Origin of the sequence: Streptomyces sp. NPDC001728, assembly GCF_040297565.1 — a bacterium.
Lineage (GTDB): Bacteria > Actinomycetota > Actinomycetes > Streptomycetales > Streptomycetaceae > Streptomyces.
In genome coordinates this window covers 127,946-146,645 of the sequence record NZ_JBEOZK010000003.1, presented here as the reverse complement: position 1 = coordinate 146,645, position 18,700 = coordinate 127,946, and the positions used below count along the sequence as shown (strand labels likewise).

Genomic DNA, 18,700 nt, shown 5'->3' with positions numbered 1-18,700 from the left:
GGGGCCCGAGGCGGACGGATCGCCTCGGGCCCCTTCGTGCGCCGTCCGTCAGAGCAGCTCGCGCAGCCGCTCCGCGAGCAGGTCCCAGCGCCACTTCTCCTCGACCCAGTCGCGCCCCCGCTCCCCCATGCGGGCCCGGAGCTCCGGGTCCAGGAGGAGGGTGGTGACGCGGTCGGCGGTGTCCTCGGCGGACTCGCCCCGGACGACCCAGCCGGTCTCACCGTCGAGGACGGCGTCGGGGGCGCCGCCGGAGTCGCCCGCGACGACCGGGAGGCCGGTCGCGGAGGCCTCCAGGTAGACGATGCCGAGGCCCTCGACGTCCAGGCCGCCGCGGCGGGTCCGGCAGGGCATGGCGAAGACGTCGCCGGCGCCGTAGTGGGCGGGCAGCTCCGACCAGGGGACGGCGCCGGTGAAGCGTACGGATCCGGCCACGCCGGTCTCGTCGGCGAGCCGGTGCAGGTCCTTCTCGTACGGGCCGCCGCCGACGATCAGGAGGACCGCGTCCGGCACCCGGCGCAGGATCTCGGGCATGGCCCTGATCAGGGTGTCCTGGCCCTTGCGCGGGACCAGCCGGGAGACGCAGACGACGACCGGCCGGTCGCTGAGGCCGAGCCGGGCGCGGACCTCGGCGCCGCCCGAGTCCGGATGGAAGGTCTTCTCGTCCACGCCGGGCGGGAGCTGCACCATGCGTCCGGCGGCGGCCGGGGTGAGGGCCCCCGCGATCCGGGAGCGGGTGTACTCGCCGAGGTGGGTGATCGTGTCCGTGCCCTCGCCGATCCGCCGCAGCAGTTGCCGGGCGGCGGGCAGCTGGGCCCAGCCCGCCTCGTGACCGTGCGTGGTGGCGACGAGCCGCCGGGCGCCGGCCCTGCGCAGGGCGGGCCCCATCAGGCCGAGCGGCGCGGCGGCGCCGAACCAGACGGACTCGCAGCCGTGCTCGCGGAGCAGGGCGGTGGCGCGGGCGGTGACCCGAGGTGTGGGCAGCAGCATGGTGGTGCGATCACGGACAACCGTGAAAGGCTGCTCGGCGTCGAACGCGGCCGTCGCCTCGATCCCCTCGCGGCTGCGCTTCCAGGTGGAGGCGTAGACCACGATCCCCTCGGGGTCCAGGCGGAGGGCCATGTTGTGCAGGAAGGCCTGGATTCCGCCGGGGCGTGGCGGGAAGTCGTTGGTTACGATCAGGGTCTTGTGCATCGTGGCCGACAGTACCGCGAGCGCACCCACCGCCCAGCACCACCACTCCCCCGCGCGAGCGGGCCGACCGGAGAAGGACGAGACAGTGATGACGGGCGCAGTGGGGAAGTGGGCACGCACAGGTCTTCGGCTGCCGGTCGGCCTCTGGGGTCTGACCCGGGTCATCCTGCTGGTCTGCGTGTTCAAGATCGTGGTCATCCCCGGCCCCGACGTCACCAGTGACGTCGAGGACATCTACCAGGCCTGGTTCGAGGTCCTCCGGAACGGCACGTATCCGCAGGACGACGTGACCTGGCAGTACCCGCCGGCCGCCGCGTTCGCGATCCTCGCCCCCGGGCTGCTGCCCTTCCTCGACTACTCGGCCGCCTTCTTCGTCCTCGCCTTCCTCTGTGACGCACTCGTCTTCGGGCTGCTCACCTACACGGGCCGCCGGGCGGGGCGTTCGCTGCGCGGTGCCTGGATCTGGATAGCGGCCGTCCCGCTGCTCGGCCCGACCGCGTACGCCCGGTACGACGTGATGGTGACCGCCGTCGCGGTGGCGGCGGTGCTCGCGGCGGGCCGCAGCCCGCGCGTCCTCGGCGCGCTCGCCGGGTTCGGCGCGGTCCTGAAGGTGTGGCCGGTGCTGGTGCTCGCGGGCACGGCCAAGGGCCGGGCGACCTTCCGTTCCTGGTCGACGGCGGTGGGCGCGGCGGCTGCTGTGCTGCTGTTCTGCGTGCTGTGGATGCCGGGGGCGCTCGCCTTCCTCTCCTTCCAGAAGGACCGCGGCACGGAGGTCGAGTCGCTGGGTTCGATGGTCTTCCACGTGGCCCGGCACTTCGGCTGGGGCGGCGAGGTGCGGATGAACTACGGCTCGATCGAGTTCCTCGGCCCGTACGTCTCCGCCGTCTCGACGGCCGCGATGCTGCTCACCTTCGCCGCCTTCGGCTGGCTGCTGCTCTGGCGCTTCAAGGCCCGCCGCTTCACCTCCTCGACCGTGGCGGACGCGGCCTTCGTGGCGGTGCTGCTGTTCACGACGACGAGCCGGGTGCTCTCCCCGCAGTACATGCTGTGGCTGGTCGGCCTGGCGGCGGTGTGCCTGGCGTACCGGTCGAGCCGGATGCAGCGGCCCGTCCATCTGATCGTGTGGGCGACGGCGGTGACGCAGTTCGAGTTCCCGGTGTGGTTCTCGCACGTGACGCGGAGCGACCCGCTGGGCATCGCGCTGCTGTTCACCAGGAACGGTCTCCTGATCGCCGCCACCCTCATCGCCTGCCGCATCCTGTGGCGCCAGACGGTGACGGAGCCGCGCCTCGCGGAGTCGGTGGTCGTGCCCGCGCAGGCGGTGCGCACGGAGCGCGAGAAGACCCTCTCCGGCTCCCGCTGAGGGGCCGCCGGGCCAGGGGTTGCCGGCCGGGGCCCACGGGGTCCGGCCCGGGCCCCTACCCCAGCCGCTCCTCCAGATACGTCCGCCAGTCCGCCGTGAACTGTTCCGGTGTGGTGTCCAGCACCTCGCGCAGTGCCTGTTCCACCGCGCCGTCCCGGGCCGGGTGGGCGCCCACCGCTCGGTAGAAGGCCGTCAGCTTCGTCTCGCCCCAGCGGTCCGCGATCAGCGCGCAGGCCAGCCAGCCGCCCTCGTACGCCCGCGCCAGCGCCTCCGCGTCGCCGCCGAAGGCGAAGTCCCCGTCCACCGGGAGCCGGGCCGGCAGCTCGCCCGCGCGGACCGCGCGGCGCAGCTCGGGGGCCGCCTGCGCGGGGGTGCGGTCGGTGCCCCGGTAGGCGACCCAGTCGGCGAAGCCCTCGGAGAGCCAGACCGGGGTCGACGGGGTGGTGGCGGAGCGGGTGGCGACGTGGACGGTCTCGTGGGTGAGGACCAGCTGCCTGCCGAAGCCGCCCAGCACCCCGTACGCGTCGGGGTTCACGATCACCCGGTCCGCGGGCGCGTCCGGGCCGCCCCGGGTCTCCCCCGTGGTGACGGCCGCGATCCCCCGGTAGGAGGCGCCGGGCGCCCCCAGCAGCTCCCCCATCCCTCCGAGGGAGCCGGGGACGAGGACGACCACCTGCCGGGCCCAGTCGCCGGGCCAGGCGGCGGTGACCGCGGGGACCGCCCGGTCGGCCGCCGCGGCGATCTCCCGGAGCCGTGCGGTGGTCGTGCCGACACCGAGGACGAGTGAGCGGGTGCCCCGGACGGTCACGACGTCGCCCTGCTCCCACAGCTGCCGGGGCGCGCCCTCGGCGGGGCGGTCCCCGGTCACGTACCAGCGGCCGTCCCGCCGGACGAGGTCGAGGACGCGGGCGCCGGTGACGGGCCGCCGGTCGTGGCCGCGGAGCCGGTAGCCGAGGTCGGCGCGGGCGGTGAGCCGGTCGGTGCCGGTGGGGTCGACGCCGGTGACCCGGTACGTCCAGCCGTCGAGCGGTACCGCGGCGAGCCGCCGGTAGACGGTGAGCGCGGCCGGCGCGTACGAGGGGTCGAGGGCGGCCAGGTAGCCGGGCTCGTCACGGTCGAGGAGGGCGCGGGCGTGCCGGTCGAGAAGTTCCTGCGCCTGCCGGGAGGCCGGCTCGGCGGGCGCCTTCGCCCCGCAGCCGACGAGGCCCGTGAGGGCGAGCAGCAGGGCCAGCAGGCAGGCCGTCGCCGATCGCCGCGCTCCACACCCCTGGCCTGCCACGCCCCCGATCGTACGGTCGGAGGGACGGGCCCCGCTCCCGGTACGGCTCAGACCCGGGTGACCGTGATGTGCGACATCATGTTCACCGGGTCGTAGCGGACCCGGGCGCCGGGGTAGGGGGCGTGGATGACCTGCCCGTTGCCCGCGTAGATCGCGACGTGGCTGGCGTCTCCCCGGTAGGTGACGAGGTCCCCGGGCTGTGCCTGCGAGAGCGGCACCCGCCGCCCCGCGTTCCGCTGCGCCGACGAGGTGCGCGGGAGGCTGATCCCCGCCTGCCGGTACGACCAGACCATCAGGCCCGAGCAGTCGAAGGCGGACGGTCCTGTCGCCCCCCACACGTACGGCCTGCCGATCGCGCTGCGGGCGGCGATCACCGCGGCGGCGGCCCGTGAGGAGGCCGGGCCGAGGTCGGCCAGGGGCGGCAGCTCCCCGGCGTCCGCACGGCCTCCGGAGCGGGAGGACCGGTCGTAGTCGGCGCGCTCCTCGACGGTGAGGGTCGCGAGCACCCGGCGGGCCTCGGCGAGCTTGCGTTCGACGGTGCGCTTGTGGCGGGCGACCTCGGCGCGGCTGCGCTCCAGTTCGGTGAGGGCCGTGCGGGCCTCGGCGCGCTTCTGGTCCAGCCGGCGCTGTTCCCGGCGGAGTTCGCCGAGCGCGGCGCTCTGGCGGGCGGTGGCCCGGTCGAGGGCGGAGGCCCGTTCGAGGTAGGTGTCGGGGTCGGAGGAGAGCAGCAGGGCGAGGGCGGGGTCCATGCCGCCGGAGCGGTACTGGGCGCCTGCGACCGAACCGAGGGCGCCCCGCATGCGGTTGATGCGTTCCTGGCCCCGGGCCAGGCCGTCCTGGGCCTGGGAGACCGTCCTGCGCAGCGCGTCCGCCTTCTCGTCCGCCCGGTTGTAGCCCTCCGTGGCCTTCTCGGCCTCCTCGAAGAGGCGGTCGACCGTGGCGCGGCCGGCCGCGGGTCCGGCCCCGGGGTCGGCGCTCGCGGGGACGGCCCCGAGGGAGGCCGCCGCGGTGGCCGCGGCGGCGGTGAGGACGGTGACCCTGGCGGGTCGGCGGTGGGACGCCACGAATCGCGCTCCGTTCGGCTCGACGCAGACTGGCGCGGCAGACAGTAGCCGCTGATCACTCCGCGTCCAACGAAGCCGGTGGACACACAAAGTGACGCCCCGCCGGAGATCACAGGTCACCGGCGGGGCGTCAGGTCAGCTCGCGTCGCGGCGAACCACCCGTTCGGGCGGCATACCGCGGGTCGCGGGGTCAGCCGGCGATGCGGACGCCGAACTGGAAGGACCCCATCGTGTTCATCGACTCGTAGCGCACGTAGGCGCCCGAGTAGGGGGCGTGCAGGACGGTGTTGTTGCCCGCGTACAGGCCCACGTGCTGGAGCCCGTTGAAGAAGACCAGGTCGCCCGGCTTGAGCTGGCTGCGGCCGATCTTCGTGCCGTCGTTCTGCTGGGTGAAGGTGGTGCGGGTGAGCGTGACGCCGGCCTGGCGGTAGGACCACTGGGTCAGACCCGAGCAGTCGAACGAGCCGGGGCCCTCGTGACCGGAGGCGTACGGCATGCCGACGCGGGTGTCGGCGGCGGCCAGCGCCGCGGCGCCGAAGCCGCTCGCGGGGGCCTCGTTGCCCAGGTCGACACGCTCGCTGGCGGCGCGGCTGGCGCGCTGCTCCTTCTCCTCCATCTTGGCCCGCTCGGCGGCGGTCAGGGTGTTGAGGAGCTGGCGCGCCTCGGCCAGCTTGCCCTGGAACTTCTTCTTCTTCGCGCCGAGGGTCTTGCGGACGTCCTCGAGGTCGGCCAGCTTCGTGGTGGCCTCGGCCCGCTGCTGGGCGAGCGTGCGCTGCTTGGCCTGGATCGAGGTGAGCACGTCGGCCTGCTGGGCGCTCAACTGGTCGATCGCGGACGCCTTGTCGAGGTAGGTGTCCGGGTCGGCGGAGAGGAAGAGCTGGAGCGCCGGGTCGATGCCGCCGGAGCGGTACTGGGCGCTGGCGACCGAACCGATCTGGTCCCGCAGGGTGTTGAGCTCCTGCTGACCGCGGGCCACCTTGTCCTGGAGGTTGCCGATCTCCTTCTGGAGCGTGCCGCGGCGCTCGTCGGCGAGGTTGTACTGCTCCGTGGCCTCTTCGGCCTCGTGGTGGAGCTTGTCGACCTTGGACTTGACCTCGTCGATGCTGGGCTTGGCGGGGGCCGCCTGGGCTCCGGACTGGGCGGTGAGCGCGACGGCCGCGGCCGCGGTCACGGTGAGCACGGTCACGCGGGTTCGGCTCGGCTGCTTGAGTCGACGGTGGGACGCCACGAAGGCGAGCTCCTTCTTCCTCAGAGCCGCCCAACCGGTCACGGGCAGGCGGTTCCTCCGCCGCCACCCCGGATGGGTGATCAACCGCGCGAAGGTTCGAAGCCCGACCCTAGTGACCAAGTTGTGATCAGTTCAAATCCCACCGGCAAAAATATCGCTCACGCACCACTTTATTTACATACATCACACAGGCAGTGATGAGCACTTGACGGTCCGCCATCCAGAAATCGGTCAAAAGACCCAGGAGTTGCGATGCGTCACTGAAGCCGCGAAAGCCGCTTCAGCAACAAGGCGGACGCCACCGGTCGCGCACCCGCCTTGGCCACTCCGTCGGCGACCTCACGGTCCGTGGAGACCACCACGACCGGCCGGCCCGGCGGCTCCGCCCGTACCAGCTGACGGATCAACTCGTCGGCCGTCACACCGGGCTTGGAGAACAGCACCCGCACCCCGCGCGGCGGCGCCAGCAGCACCGGTGCCGCCAGCTCCGCGCCGTCGAAGACACAGGTGACCTCGGCGCCCGAGCGGGCCGCCAGGGCGGACAGGCTGCCCAGCAGCCGCAGCCGCTGCTTCTCCAGCGGCATCGTGGGATAGCCGGTCTTGGTGACGTTGTAGCCGTCGACGACCAGATGCGCCTGCGGCAGCGCCAACAGCTGGTCGAGCAGCGCCGGATCGGTCTCGGAGAGCGCCCGCGCCGCGATGTCCTTCGGGGACATCCGCCCCGGCTCCACCGCGTCCACGGTGTCGGCCGGGTGCACGGAGACGGGTGGCAGCGCGAGTTCGCGGCGAAGCCCCTGAGCGGCGTCGAGGACGGTGTCGAGAAGCAGCCGCAGCCGCATGTCCTCCACCGAACGCCCCTCGCGGGCGGTCCTGCGGCTCGCTTCGAGCGCCGACTCCACCTCGGCGAGCCGGGCCTTGAGCCGCCGGGTCTCGCTCTCGGCGGAGGACACCTGGGCCGCCGCGTCGGCGCGCACGGCCTCGATCTCGCCCTGGACCTTGCGCAGCGCGGCCTCACCGCGCTTCACGTCGCTCTGGGCGCTGCGCAGCTTGCGGTGCAGCGACTCCGCTTCCTTGCGGGCCGCTTCGAGGTCGTGGCGCAGCTGCTCGGTCTCGGTCCGGGTGCGGTCCCGGGCGGCGGTGAGCTCCTCGCGCAGCCGGTCCAGCTCGCGGCGGCCGGCCTCGTCGGCCCGCTCGGCGTCGGCCCGTTGGGCCTCCTCGCCCGCGGCGGCGACCAGCTTCACCCAGCCGGGCGGGCGCAGCACATAGGCGGCGGCGGCCACGTCCACGGGGTCGGCGGCGGCGGGCGGGGTGCCGGTCTCCACGGCACCGGCCAGCTCGGGCTGGCCCAGCTTGAACCGTTCGCCGATCCGCTGCCGGAACAGCGGGTCGCTCTCCAGGGCCGCCGCCATCGCGTTGCCGGCGAACTTGGCCCGCCGGCTCGCGGTGAAACGGGCGTACTGCCTCAGGGGTGCGGGCAGCTCCGCGACGGTCAGCCCGCCGAAGGCGTCGGCGACCAGCGCGACGACCCGCCGTCGTACGCCTTCCGGCAGTGGGTGGTCGAGCGTCTCGGCAGCGTCACCTGCCGCGCCGGCCGGCTCTCCACCGTGCGCGGGCTGCTCCACGATCCGTCACCCCTATGTCGTCCGCGCCGTCCCTCAGGAGGCGGCGCCCGGCCTGTCCACCAGTTCGATCTGGTCCACCGCGTTGCACCAGCGGCAGCGGACCGACTCGATGGTCTCACTGACCACCTGCCGCTCCTCGACCGTGGGATCGCCCGCGAGGTCCAGATGGACGTACTCGACCACCTTGGAGGAGCGCGTCACGTCGAAGCGGGTGAGGTTGCCGCAGAGCGTGCAGCGCCAGCGGGTCTCGGCGGTCGGCAGGGGAACCGTCGTCATCGAGCCGTCCTTCTTCCTGTCTGTGTGGTACCAGGTGCGGGAGCCGCGGTGCGCCGTCGAACTGCGGTTGTACTGCCTGCAACCCTACGGCCTCACCGGTACCCGGAGGCACGGCGAGGCACTCTGTCCAGTTCGGCCCCGGTACGCCATGATCTGTCCATGATCGACTGGCGAGGCTCGGCCCTCGGTGCCTGGCGCGGCACCCGCAGCGGCCCCACGGTGACGTACGGACTGATCGCCGCCTGCTGCCTGTTCTTCGTGATCAGCCCGATCTCCGGGCTGAACCCGGTGTACGGCTCCGGGGACCAGCTCCTCGCGGCGCAGGGCGCGTACTTCCGCCGATGGGGCGTCGTCCCCGCCGAGCTGATGAGCGGCGAGCCCCGCGCCCTGCTCACCCCGCTCACCGCGCTCTTCGTGCACGGCAGCTGGCTCCACCTGCTGGGGAACATGCTCTTCCTGTACGTCTTCGGCGCGATGGCCGAAGAGCGCATGGGACCGGTCGAGTTCGCCCTCTTCTACCTGGGCACCGGCTACCTCGCCCTCCTCGGGTACGCGGTGGCGCACGCGAACAGCGAGCAGACCCTCGTGGGGGCGTCCGGGGCGATCTCCGGGGTGCTGGGGGCCTTCCTCTTCCTCTTCCCGCGCTCCCGGGTCACCAGCCTCTTCCCCTTCCTCTTCTTCCTGCCGCTGCGCTTCCCCGCCTGGATCGTGCTGATCTTCTGGTTCGCGCTCCAGTGGATGGCCGCCCGGGCGGCGGGGGCCGGCCCCGGCGTCGCCTATCTGGCCCACGTCGTCGGCTTCTCCGTCGGCTTCCTCTACGCCTGGGGGCGCCACCGGGGTGGGGATAGAGTGAAAGCCCAAGCCGCGGCGACCGAGGGAGAAAGCCAGCCGTGATCACCGCGATCGTGCTCATCAAGACCAGCGTGGACCGCATCCCCGAGATCGCCGAGTCGATCGCCGCGCTCGACAGCGTCAGCGAGGTCTTCTCGGTGACCGGCACCTACGACCTCATCGCGATGGTCCGCGTGCCCCGCCACGACGACCTGGCGGACGTCATCCCCGGCAGCATCAGCAAGATCCCGGGCGTGGAGGCGACGGACACCCACGTCGCGTTCCGCACGTACTCCCAGCACGACCTGGAGGCGGCCTTCGCCATCGGCCTGGAGTCCTGAGACCCCGTACGCGGCATGCTGAAGGGGGCCTCCCGGTCGGGAGGCCCCCTTCACCCGTACGAGTGAGTGCTCAGCCGCGGTCGGGGACGCAGCGGCCGTCCTCGGTGCGGTACTTCCACTGCGCGCCGTCGCGGACGAGCGCCTTCACGGCGCCGACGAACCGCTCCACGTGCTCGTCCGGCGTACCGGCGCCGAAGCTCACCCGGATGGCGTTGAGGGACCGCCCCCAGCCTTCGGCCGGGGGGACCCCCACCTCGCTTCGCTCGCCGGGCGCCGCCTCGGGGGCACCGCACTCGCCCGGGTCCTGCGGGTCGCTGCCGAGCAGGGTGCGGACCAGCGGGTGGGCGCAGAAGAGTCCGTCGCGGACGCCGATGCCGTACTCGGCGGAGAGCGCGGCGGCGAAGTGGGAGCTGTTCCAGCCGTCCACCACGAAGGAGATGACGCCGACCCGGGGCGCGTCGTCGCCGAACAGCGACAGCACCTTGACCTCGGGGACCTCGGCGAGGCCCTCGCGGACCGTGGCGATCAGGTGCCGCTCACGGGCGACGAGCCCCTCGAAGCCCGCCTCGGTGAGCGCCTTGCAGGCGGAGGCGATGGAGTACACGCCGATGACGTTCGGGGAGCCGGCCTCGTGGCGGGCCGCGGTGGTGTGCCACTCCACGTCCACTCCGCCGTCGGCCCGGCGCGCCACCTTGCGTGAGGCGCCGCCGCCCGCGAGGTAGGGCTCGGAGTCCTGGAGCCAGTCGGCGCGGCCGGCGAGGACGCCGGAGCCGAAGGGCGCGTACAGCTTGTGCCCGGAGAAGGCGATCCAGTCCACGTCGAGGTCCTGGACGGAGACCGGGTGGTGGGGCGCCAACTGGGCGGCGTCGAGCACGATCCGGGCGCCGTGGGCGTGCGCGGCGGCGGCGAGTTCCCTCACCGGCCACAGCTCGCCGGTGACGTTGGAGGCGCCGGTGACGCAGACCAGGGCGGGACCGTAGGGGTCACGGTCGGCGAGGGCGCGCTCCAGGGTCTCGACGGCCTGCTGCGGGGTGCGGGGCGCGTTGAGGTAGGTGACGCGGGCGTCGCTCCCCCTGCGCCCAGGGGCGTCGGGGGACCCCCAGGGCAGCAGCGAGGCGTGGTGCTCGGTCTCGAAGACGAAGACCTCGCAGTCGGCGGGGACGACGGCGGCGAGCAGGTTCAGCGAGTCGGTGGTCGAGCGGGTGAAGACGACCTGGTCGTCGGCGCGGCAGTCGAGGAACTCGGCGACGGTGACGCGGCTGCTCTCGAAGAGGTCGGTGGAGAGCTGGGAGAGGTAGCCGGCGCCGCGGTGGACGCTGCCGTAGTAGGGGGCGTACGCGGCGACGTCGTCCCAGACCCGCTGGAGGGCGGGCGCGCTGGCCGCGTAGTCGAGCGCCGCGTAGGTCACCTCGCCGCCGGTGACGAGCGGGACGGTGACGTCCCGGCCGAGGACGGGCAGCGGCGCGGCGCAGCAGGGGTCGGCGGACTCGACGGCGGCGACGGTCTCGACGGCGGCGGTGGCGGTGGCGACGGCGTCAGGGCGTGCGGACATGGCGGTATCTCCCGGCGGGCGGTGCTGAATGGCTTCGGTGATCCCGTACGCGGCCGGACACGGCGGGGTACGGGTGATGCCTCGGGGACATGGGAGGACACGGCGGTACACGGCGGTACACACGGGTACGCGGAAATGACCCTGATCCGATGATCCGAGGGTGAAGTAGGGGCGGACTCGCCCTATCGCATTCGCTTGCTCACGGAAAACGCTCCTCGAGAGACCAGGACCCCTGGTGTGTCGAGGGGTCCGCGCTTGCCGTAGACCTCGCTGCCTACGGCCTGGTCATCACCCGGGGCACCCCGCCACGGACGGAGGGTTGCCGGACAGCAAGCCGGGGCCAAAACGCTGTCACTCGTGACCTAGGGAGCATCGTGCCACATGATCGACGAACCGCAAGACCCCGGTCCGCATGCTGGACCGGGGTCGTGGGGCGGTGTCGCGAGCCCGGCATGATCCGAAAGTCAGACCCTAGGCGTTGCTGGCGGCGATCCAGCGTTCGAGGGCCCGGCGGGCCTCCCCGGAGTCGATCGACTCCGCGGCCTGCCCGATGCCGGCGCGGATCTGCTCCGCGAGGGTGCCCTCCCCCGGCGCCAGCGCGGTCAGCGCCGCCGCGGAGTTGAGCAGGACCGCGTCGCGTACCGGACCCGTCTCCCCCGCGAGCAGCCGACGGGCGACGTCGGCGTTGTACGAGGCGTCGGCGCCGCGCAGGGCCTCCACCGGTACGAGGTCGATGCCGACGTCCCTGGGGTCGAAGGCCTCCTCCCGCACCGAGCCGTCCCGGACGACCCAGACCCGCGAGGTGGCCGTGGTGGTCAGCTCGTCGAGTCCGTCGTCGCCGCGGAAGACCAGGGCGGAGGAACCGCGCTCGGCCAGCACGCCGGCGACGATGGGGGCCACCCGGGCGTCCGCGACACCGGTCGCCTGGGCCTGCACCCGGGCCGGATTGGTGAGCGGGCCCAGAAAGTTGAAGACGGTCCGGATACCGAGCTCCTTGCGGGCCGTCGCCACGTGCCGCAGCGCCGGGTGGAACTTCACCGCGAAGCAGAAGGTGATCCCGGCCTCCTCGGCGACCTCGACGACCCGCTTCGGGGTCAGGTTGAGGTTGACGCCGAGCTTCTCCAGGACGTCGGAGGCACCGGAGGCGGAGGACGCGGCACGGTTGCCGTGCTTGACGACCTTGGCGCCCGTGCCCGCGACGACGATCGCGGACATGGTGGAGATGTTGACGGTCTTGGCGCCGTCGCCGCCGGTACCGACGATGTCGACGGACGGGCCGGGCACGTCGATCGTGTTGGCGTGCTCGTACATGGTGCGGACGAGGCCGGTGATCTCCTCGACGGTCTCGCCCTTGGCGCGCAGGGCGACCACGAATCCGGCGATCTGGGCGTCGGTGGCCTCTCCGCACAGGATGCGGTCCATCGCCCAGGCGGTGTCCTCGGCGCTCTGGTCGCGGCCGGACAGCAGACCGTCCAGTACGGCGGGCCAGGAGCGGCCCGCCGACGTAGGTCCTCCAGCGGGGGTCGCAGCGCTCATGGCAGCTCCTGGTCAGTCCGTAGGGAATACGGCTCCACCCTATCGACCCCCGGGGACGGCGAAGAGCCCCGTCCATCGAATGGACGGGGCTCTCGCCGTGGCGACTTGTCTCACATCATGAGTTCAGGCGATCAGTGGTGGCCGTGGCCGCTCTGGATCTCCTGGAACTCGTCGACCGTGGGCTTGGCGATCTGGCTGTCGTCGCCGTAGTAGCCCTTGTTGAGCTTGACCCGGAGCTTCTCGATGCTCCCGACCTTGCGCTCCACGCCGTTCTCGTCGACGGCCGGCGGAAGCTCCGCCGCGTCGTACTGCTCGTGTGCCGTGAGGCGGTGCAGCTCGCCCTGGCTGAGCGGCTGGTGGACCTCGACGAACTCACCGTGCGGCAGGCGCTTGATGATGCCGGACTCGCGTCCGTGCAGCACCTTGTCCTTGTCGCGGCGCTGGAGGCCGAGGCAGATCCGCTTGGTGGCGATGAACGCGATGATCGGGCCGAGGAAGAAGAAGATCCGCACGAACCAGGTGATCGAGTTCAGCGACAGGTGGAAGTGGGTCGCCCAGAGGTCGTTTCCACCACCCACGAGCATGACCATGTACGCGGTGATCCAGGCGACACCGAAGGCGGTGCGCGTCGGAGCGTTGCGCGGGCGCTGCGCGATGTGGTGCTCGCGCTTGTCGCCCGTGATCCACGACTCGATGAACGGGTAGACACCGATCGCCGCGAGGACCGCCGGGAAGATCGCCAGCGGGATCATCACACCGAGGACCAGCGTGTGGCCCCACAGGTTGATCTCCCAGCCCGGCATCACTCGGATCAGACCCTCGGCGAAGCCCATGTACCAGTCGGGCTGGGCGCCGGTGGACACCTGGTCCGGCCGGTACGGGCCGATGGCCCAGATCGGGTTGATCGAGGCGATGGCCGCGATGACCGCGATGACACCGAAGACCAGGAAGAAGAAGCCTCCGGCCTTGGCCATGTAGACCGGCAGCAGCGGCATGCCCACGACGTTCTTGTTCGTACGGCCGGGGCCGGCGAACTGCGTGTGCTTGTGGAAGAACACCAGGATGAGGTGGGCGACCACGAGGCCGAGCATGATGCCGGGCAGCAGCAGGATGTGGGCCGAGTAGAACCGGGCCACGAAGTCGCCGCCGGGGAACTCCCCGCCGAACAGGAACATCGACAGGTACGTGCCGATGACCGGCACGGACAGGATCGCGCCCTGCATGAAGCGGACACCGGTGCCGGAGAGCAGGTCGTCCGGGAGCGAGTAACCGGTGAAGCCGGTGAACATGCCCAGGAAGAACAGCAGGAAGCCGAACAGCCAGTTGATCTCACGCGGCTTGCGGAACGCGCCCGTGAAGAACACGCGCATCATGTGCACGAACATGCCGGCGAGGAAGATCAGCGCCGCCCAGTGGTGGATCTGCCGGATGAGCAGACCACCGCGCACCTCGAACGAGATGTACATGGTCGAGTTGAACGCCTCGGACATCAGCTGTCCCTGGAGCGGGACGTACGGTCCGACGTACTCCACCTCGTTCATCGACGGGTGGAAGAACAGCGTCAGATAGACACCCGTCAGGATGATGATGAGGAAGCTGTAGAGGCAGATCTCGCCCAGCATGAAGGACCAGTGGTCCGGGAAGATCTTCCGCATGTTGGCCTTGGCCAGCGTGTAGATCCCCAGGCGACCGTCGGCCCAGTCGGCGACCCGCTCACCGGCGGGTGCCTTCTTGCCCGCCGCGCCAGCGGCTGATGTATTCGTCGTCACAGTGTTCATCCGCGCTCCCAGAAGGCAGGACCGACGGGCTCGTCGAAGTCGCCGAGCGCCTCCAGGAAGCCCTTGTCGTTCACGCCGATCCGCAGCTGCGGGAGGGCGTGACCGGCCGGGCCGAAGATGACGCGGGCGCCGTCGGAGAGGTCGAAGGTGGACTGGTGGCACGGGCAGAGGACGTGGTGCGTCTGCTGCTCGTACAGGGAGATCGGGCAGCCCACGTGGGTGCAGATCTTCGAGAAGGCGACGATGCCCTCGTGCGACCACTCGAGCTCGCGCTTGTCCTTGATGTCGTCCGGCTGGATCCGGACGATCATCAGGGCGGCCTTGGCGATCTCGGTCTGGAAGTGCTCGTCGTGCTCCGACAGGCCTTCCGGCATCGCGAAGGTCAGCGAACCGACCGCGACGTCCTCGGGACGCAGCGGCTCGTGCGTGTTCATGTTGATGAGCTGAAGGCCCTTGGTCCACAGCGTGGTCCGGAGCTTCTTCTCGGGCAGCGGGCCCATGTCACGCAGCAGCACGATGCCGGAGAGCGGTACGAGCGACAGCGCGCCGAACATCGTGTTGCGGATGAGCTTGCGGCGCCCCATGCCGGACTCGGCGGCACCGGCCGCGAAGTCCGACATGACCTTCGCCTTGGTCTCGGCGTCGGCCTGGATCGGGTGCCGCTCGTCCGCGATCTCGACGTCGGACATCAGGGTGCGGGCCCAGTGGACCGCGCCCGCGCCGATGAAGAAGAGGGCGAGGCCGAGGGTCCAGCCGAGCGAGAAGTTGAGCGCGGACACCCGGCCGAAGGGCCAGATGTACACGATCTTGTCGACCGGGAAGATCACGTACGCGGCGATGAAGCCGACAGTGGCCAGCATCGACAGCGTGAACATGAAGGCGACCGCGCGCTCGGACCGACGGGCGGCCCGCTCGTCGATGTCCTGGATGCGGGGCTTGTGGGGCGGGAGGCCCGGGTCGGCGAACGGGTCGTCGGCGACCATCACCGCGCCGTGCGCGGTGTCCTGCCCTGCCGGCAGGTTCTCTTCTGGAATCTCTTGGCTACTCATGACTTCTTGGCCTTAGCGGTGTGGGCCGCGACCCAGATGGCAACTGCGATCAGCGCGCCCAGACCGAAGATCCAGGCGAACAGGCCCTCACTGACGGGGCCGAGGCCACCGAGCGAGAGACCGCCCGGGTTGTCGGCCTTCTCGCCGTTGACGGACTTGACGTACGCGATGATGTCCTTCTTCTCCTTCTCCGGCATGGTCGTGTCCGGGAAGGAGGGCATGTTCTGCGGGCCGGTCTGCATGGCCTCGTAGAGGTGCTTCGGGCTCACGCCTTCGAGGCCGGGGGCGTACTTGCCATGGGTCAGCGCGCCACCTTCACCGGTGAAGTTGTGGCACTGGGCACAGTTGGTGCGGAACAGCTCGCCACCGCGGGCGGCGTCGGCACCGACCGGGCTGTACTGGCCCTCGGTGGGCGTGATCGCACCGGCACCGAGAGAGGCGACGTACGCCGCGAGCTGATCGATCTCAGCCTGCGAGTAGATGACCTTCTTCTTCGGGACCTGGGCGCCCGGCTGCTGGGCCGGCATGCGACCCGTGCCGACCTGGAAGTCGACGGCGGCCGAACCGACGCCGACGAGGGACGGGCCGTCAGTGGTGCCCTGACCCCCGGTTCCGTGGCAGCTGGCGCAGCCGACGGAGTAGAGCTTCTTCCCCTCCTCGATGGCGAGGGACTGGGCGGTTTCATCGGCCTTCGCCGTGCCCGCGGGCGCGAACGCGGCGTACAGCCCCCCAGTGGCCGCCAGCGCGAGAAGTAGGACGACGACCGCCGCCAGCGGATGGCGTCGTCGTGCGGAGAGCTTATTCACGGATTACCCCGGTGTCAGGATCTTCTGCGTCGATGCTTGCTGGATGTCTCGGTCCGCCATGGAGGCGGCGCCGATTACTTGATCATGTAGATCGTGGCGAAGAGGCCGATCCAGACGACATCGACGAAGTGCCAGTAGTAGGACACGACGATGGCGGCGGTTGCCTGCTCGTGGGTGAACCTCTTGGCGGCGTACGTCCGGCCGAGGACCAGCAGGAAGGCGATGAGACCGCCCGTCACGTGCAGGCCGTGGAAGCCGGTGGTCAGGTAGAACACGGAGCCGTACGGGTCGGAGGACAGCGAGAGGCCGTCCTTCTTCACCAGCTCGGTGTACTCGAAGACCTGGCCGCCGATGAAGATCGAACCCATCACGAACGTGAGGATGAACCACGTCCTGAGCTTCTTCACGTCGCCGCGCTCCGCGGCGAAGACGCCGAGCTGGCAGGTGAGTGAGGAGAGCACCAGGATCGTGGTGTTGGTAGCCGAGAACGGGAAGTTCAAGGCATCGGCCTTTTCCGCCCAGAAGTCGGCTCCCATCACCGATCGCAGGGTGAAGTACATCGCGAAGAGGGCCGCGAAGAACATCAGCTCGGAGCTCAACCAGATGATGGTTCCGACGCTGGTGAGGTTCGGTCGATTGACCGACGGGTGCGCGTGCCCTGTTTCTACTGTCGTTACTGTCGCCACGACCGACATTATGTCGGTCGCTTATCCCGCCCTCACCCCGGGGGGTGCCGTTCGGAGTGTCCGAGGGGTGTGTCCAGCCCGAACGGCCCAGTGCGAGGGCCTCCGAGCACCCTTCGAACAGGTGTTGAACGGGTGTTGACGGGGTGTGGACCGGAGTAGCATCCGCGCATCGGTCGACGACGACCCACCCGCCTTCCCAGCCGGAGGAACGATGCAGTCGAGTGCCACGGTCCTGGTCTACAGCGACGACGCGAACACCCGCGAGCAGGTACGGCTGGCGGCGGGGCGCAGGCCCGCGTCGGACGTGCCCCCGGTGGAGTTCGTGGAGTGCGCGACGCTGCACGCGGTGCTGAAGCGCCTGGACGAGGGCGGCATCGACGTGTGCGTCCTGGACGGCGAGGCGGTGCCCGCGGGCGGCATGGGGGTCTGCCGGCAGATCAAGGACGAGGTCTTCCGGTGCCCGCCGGTGCTGCTGCTCATCGGCCGCCCGCAGGACGCCTGGCTGGCCACCTGGAGCCGCGCGGACGCCGCGGTCACCCTTCCGGTGGAACCGGTCGAGTTCGCGGCGTCCCTCGCGGCCCTGCTGCGCTCGCGCCTGTCGATCGCCTCTTAACGGGCTCGGTTCGCCTCCGGGCGCCTTCAGCGGGCGTCGACGGTCGACCGTGCTCGGCCCTCGTTCCTCGGGCCTCCGCGCGCTCCCCCCTTTCGACACCCGCGGCGCCCTTCGGCTCACTCGCCCTGATCAGATCGAGGGCCTGAGACGGGCCTTCTCCGTGGAGGTCACCGGGCTGTCGGTGGCCTCCACCAGGGCGCTGCCCGTGCGCCACTTGTCCCACGGCATGTTCCAGTCGCCGAAGCCGTTGCCGAAGGTGTCCATCGTGTCGCCGTAGCTGTTGACGACGCGGACGAGGTCGCCGGGGCGGACGGTCTCGTAGAACCAGGCCGCGTTCCCCGTCGACATCCCGACACAGCCGTGGCTGACGTTCGCGACGCCCTGCGAACCCACGGACCAGGGCGCGGCGTGCACGTACTCGCCGCTCCAGGTGACCCGGGTGGCGTAGTAGACCGGCAGGTCGTACGAGTCGGAGCTGCCCTCCGAGATGCCGATGCTGGTGCCGCGCATCCGGACGTAGTACTCCTTCCCGAGCACGACTTTGATGCCGTTTCGGGTGGAGAAGCCCGGTTTGCCGGTGGTCACCGGAATGGTGTTGATCACTTCTCCGTTGCGCTTCACCGTCATGTAGTGGGTCTCGGCGTCCGTCTCCGCCTCGATCCGGTCGCCGATCGTGAGCTTCAGCGGCTTGGACGCGCCGCCGTAGAGCTTGTCGCCGACCTTGAGGCCGTCCAGGTTCCCGGTGACCGTGACGAGCGTCCCCGCGGGCCAGTACTCCTTCGGGCGGAAGTGCAGCTTCTTGTCGTCCACCCAGTACCAGGCGCCCTCGACGGAGGGCGTGGAGCGGACCTTGAGGGCCCGTTCGACGACCGCGCGGGCCTTGCGGTCCTTGACGGGGAGGCTGAGGTCGGCCGTGATGGGCTGTCCGACGCCGTACGTGCCCGCCTCCGGGCCGAAGGTCGCCGTCAGGGCCCGTTTCGCCGGAGCCGTCTCGAAGGTGAACGTACGGGCCCCTGGGGCGCCGTCCTCGTCCTCCATGGCCACCCGGACCGTGTAGCGGGCGCCGGCCGCCAGCGCGGCCGTGGAGCGCCAGCGCTGCCCGTCCGCGGTGAGTTCGCCCGCCAGGTGGTGTCCCGCGGCGTCGATGGCGGTCACGTCGGTGATCCGCCCGTCGTCGTCCTTGGCGGTGATCTCCAGGGGCTTCTCGGGATCCGCCTTGGCGCCGTCGGCGGGGGCGTTGACCGCGAGCTGTCCGGACGCGTCGTAGGCCCGCGCCGACAGCGGATGTCCGTCGGAGCCCGCACACGCGGTGGCGCCCGCGGTGACGGTGACGGTCAGGAGGGTGCAGCTCAGAACAGTCCGAATGCGCGGCGTGTCGTTCATGACTTCACGCTAAGGACAATCCTCGCGGCCAGCGCGCCGAGTGCTGCAAAAGAGGGGCCCGGACGCTTCGGTGACGAAGCGTCCGGGCCCCTCGGGGTGCTC

The 18,700-nt window shown here is 71.1% G+C and carries 17 protein-coding genes and 1 riboswitch; of the genes, 4 read left to right on the top strand and 13 right to left on the bottom strand.

Translation table 11 applies throughout. The features are described 5' to 3' along the window. Positions 1-48: 48 nt before the first annotated feature. Positions 49-1,191, bottom strand: a complete 1,143-nt coding sequence (locus ABT154_RS06095) for a glycosyltransferase family 4 protein (protein ID WP_351853458.1) — start codon at positions 1,189-1,191, stop codon at positions 49-51. Between the two features lie 88 nt (positions 1,192-1,279). Between ABT154_RS06095 and ABT154_RS06090 the strand changes: the two genes are divergently transcribed. Then, positions 1,280-2,554, top strand: a complete 1,275-nt coding sequence (locus ABT154_RS06090; protein ID WP_351854226.1) for a glycosyltransferase 87 family protein — start codon at positions 1,280-1,282, stop codon at positions 2,552-2,554. Positions 2,555-2,609: 55 nt separating this feature from the next. Here ABT154_RS06090 and ABT154_RS06085 read toward each other — a convergent pair whose 3' ends face one another. The 5 genes from ABT154_RS06085 to ABT154_RS06065 all read right to left on the bottom strand — a co-directional run bounded on the left by ABT154_RS06085 (position 2,610) and on the right by ABT154_RS06065 (position 8,023). Beyond that, the gene (locus ABT154_RS06085) at positions 2,610-3,833 is read right to left on the bottom strand and encodes a hypothetical protein (RefSeq protein WP_351853455.1); all 1,224 of its coding nucleotides are present in this window, start codon (positions 3,831-3,833) and stop codon (positions 2,610-2,612) included. Positions 3,834-3,880: 47 nt separating this feature from the next. Beyond that, entirely contained in the window at positions 3,881-4,897 is a 1,017-nt protein-coding gene (locus tag ABT154_RS06080) for a C40 family peptidase (protein ID WP_351853453.1), read from the bottom strand. Between the two features lie 190 nt (positions 4,898-5,087). After that, positions 5,088-6,125, bottom strand: a complete 1,038-nt coding sequence (locus ABT154_RS06075; protein WP_317878567.1) for a C40 family peptidase — start codon at positions 6,123-6,125, stop codon at positions 5,088-5,090. A gap of 257 nt (positions 6,126-6,382) precedes the next feature. After that, positions 6,383-7,747, bottom strand: a complete 1,365-nt coding sequence (locus ABT154_RS06070) for an NYN domain-containing protein (RefSeq protein WP_351853450.1) — start codon at positions 7,745-7,747, stop codon at positions 6,383-6,385. Positions 7,748-7,780: 33 nt separating this feature from the next. Further along, the gene (locus tag ABT154_RS06065; RefSeq protein WP_017238847.1) at positions 7,781-8,023 is read right to left on the bottom strand and encodes a hypothetical protein; all 243 of its coding nucleotides are present in this window, start codon (positions 8,021-8,023) and stop codon (positions 7,781-7,783) included. A gap of 159 nt (positions 8,024-8,182) precedes the next feature. Here ABT154_RS06065 and ABT154_RS06060 point away from each other — a divergent pair, with 159 nt between their 5' ends. Next, complete coding sequence (locus tag ABT154_RS06060; RefSeq protein WP_351853447.1) at positions 8,183-8,917, top strand: rhomboid family intramembrane serine protease; 735 nt, start codon at positions 8,183-8,185, stop codon at positions 8,915-8,917. Then, on the top strand, positions 8,914-9,195 hold the full coding sequence (locus tag ABT154_RS06055; protein ID WP_030205672.1) for an Lrp/AsnC family transcriptional regulator: 282 nt from the start codon (positions 8,914-8,916) through the stop codon (positions 9,193-9,195). Before ABT154_RS06060 ends, ABT154_RS06055 begins: the two co-directional genes overlap by 4 nt. A 70-nt stretch (positions 9,196-9,265) precedes the next feature. Here the strand turns inward: ABT154_RS06055 and ABT154_RS06050 are convergent, their stop codons facing one another. From ABT154_RS06050 to ctaE, 6 genes are all read right to left on the bottom strand, one after another. Beyond that, the gene (locus ABT154_RS06050; protein WP_351853444.1) at positions 9,266-10,747 is read right to left on the bottom strand and encodes an aminotransferase class V-fold PLP-dependent enzyme; all 1,482 of its coding nucleotides are present in this window, start codon (positions 10,745-10,747) and stop codon (positions 9,266-9,268) included. A 246-nt stretch (positions 10,748-10,993) separates the two neighbouring features. Then, positions 10,994-11,110, bottom strand: a riboswitch (SAM riboswitch). A 108-nt stretch (positions 11,111-11,218) separates the two neighbouring features. Further along, the gene (trpD, locus tag ABT154_RS06045; protein ID WP_351853441.1) at positions 11,219-12,283 is read right to left on the bottom strand and encodes an anthranilate phosphoribosyltransferase; all 1,065 of its coding nucleotides are present in this window, start codon (positions 12,281-12,283) and stop codon (positions 11,219-11,221) included. A gap of 131 nt (positions 12,284-12,414) precedes the next feature. Beyond that, positions 12,415-14,061, bottom strand: a complete 1,647-nt coding sequence (qcrB, locus tag ABT154_RS06040) for a cytochrome bc1 complex cytochrome b subunit (protein WP_351853438.1) — start codon at positions 14,059-14,061, stop codon at positions 12,415-12,417. After that, positions 14,058-15,110, bottom strand: coding sequence for a cytochrome bc1 complex Rieske iron-sulfur subunit (gene qcrA, locus ABT154_RS06035; RefSeq protein ID WP_351853436.1), 1,053 nt, complete (start codon positions 15,108-15,110; stop codon positions 14,058-14,060). Before qcrA ends, qcrB begins: the two co-directional genes overlap by 4 nt. Then, positions 15,107-15,916, bottom strand: coding sequence for a cytochrome bc1 complex diheme cytochrome c subunit (gene qcrC, locus ABT154_RS06030; RefSeq protein ID WP_351853435.1), 810 nt, complete (start codon positions 15,914-15,916; stop codon positions 15,107-15,109). The genes qcrA and qcrC overlap by 4 nt, the downstream gene beginning before the upstream one ends. Positions 15,917-15,990: 74 nt before the next feature. Next, the gene (gene ctaE, locus ABT154_RS06025) at positions 15,991-16,611 is read right to left on the bottom strand and encodes an aa3-type cytochrome oxidase subunit III (protein WP_351853432.1); all 621 of its coding nucleotides are present in this window, start codon (positions 16,609-16,611) and stop codon (positions 15,991-15,993) included. A 202-nt stretch (positions 16,612-16,813) separates the two neighbouring features. Here ctaE and ABT154_RS06020 point away from each other — a divergent pair, with 202 nt between their 5' ends. After that, the gene (locus ABT154_RS06020) at positions 16,814-17,215 is read left to right on the top strand and encodes a DNA-binding transcriptional response regulator (RefSeq protein ID WP_351853430.1); all 402 of its coding nucleotides are present in this window, start codon (positions 16,814-16,816) and stop codon (positions 17,213-17,215) included. A gap of 129 nt (positions 17,216-17,344) precedes the next feature. Here the strand turns inward: ABT154_RS06020 and ABT154_RS06015 are convergent, their stop codons facing one another. Further along, the gene (locus ABT154_RS06015; RefSeq protein ID WP_351853428.1) at positions 17,345-18,598 is read right to left on the bottom strand and encodes a L,D-transpeptidase; all 1,254 of its coding nucleotides are present in this window, start codon (positions 18,596-18,598) and stop codon (positions 17,345-17,347) included. Between the last annotated feature and the right edge of the window lie 102 nt (positions 18,599-18,700).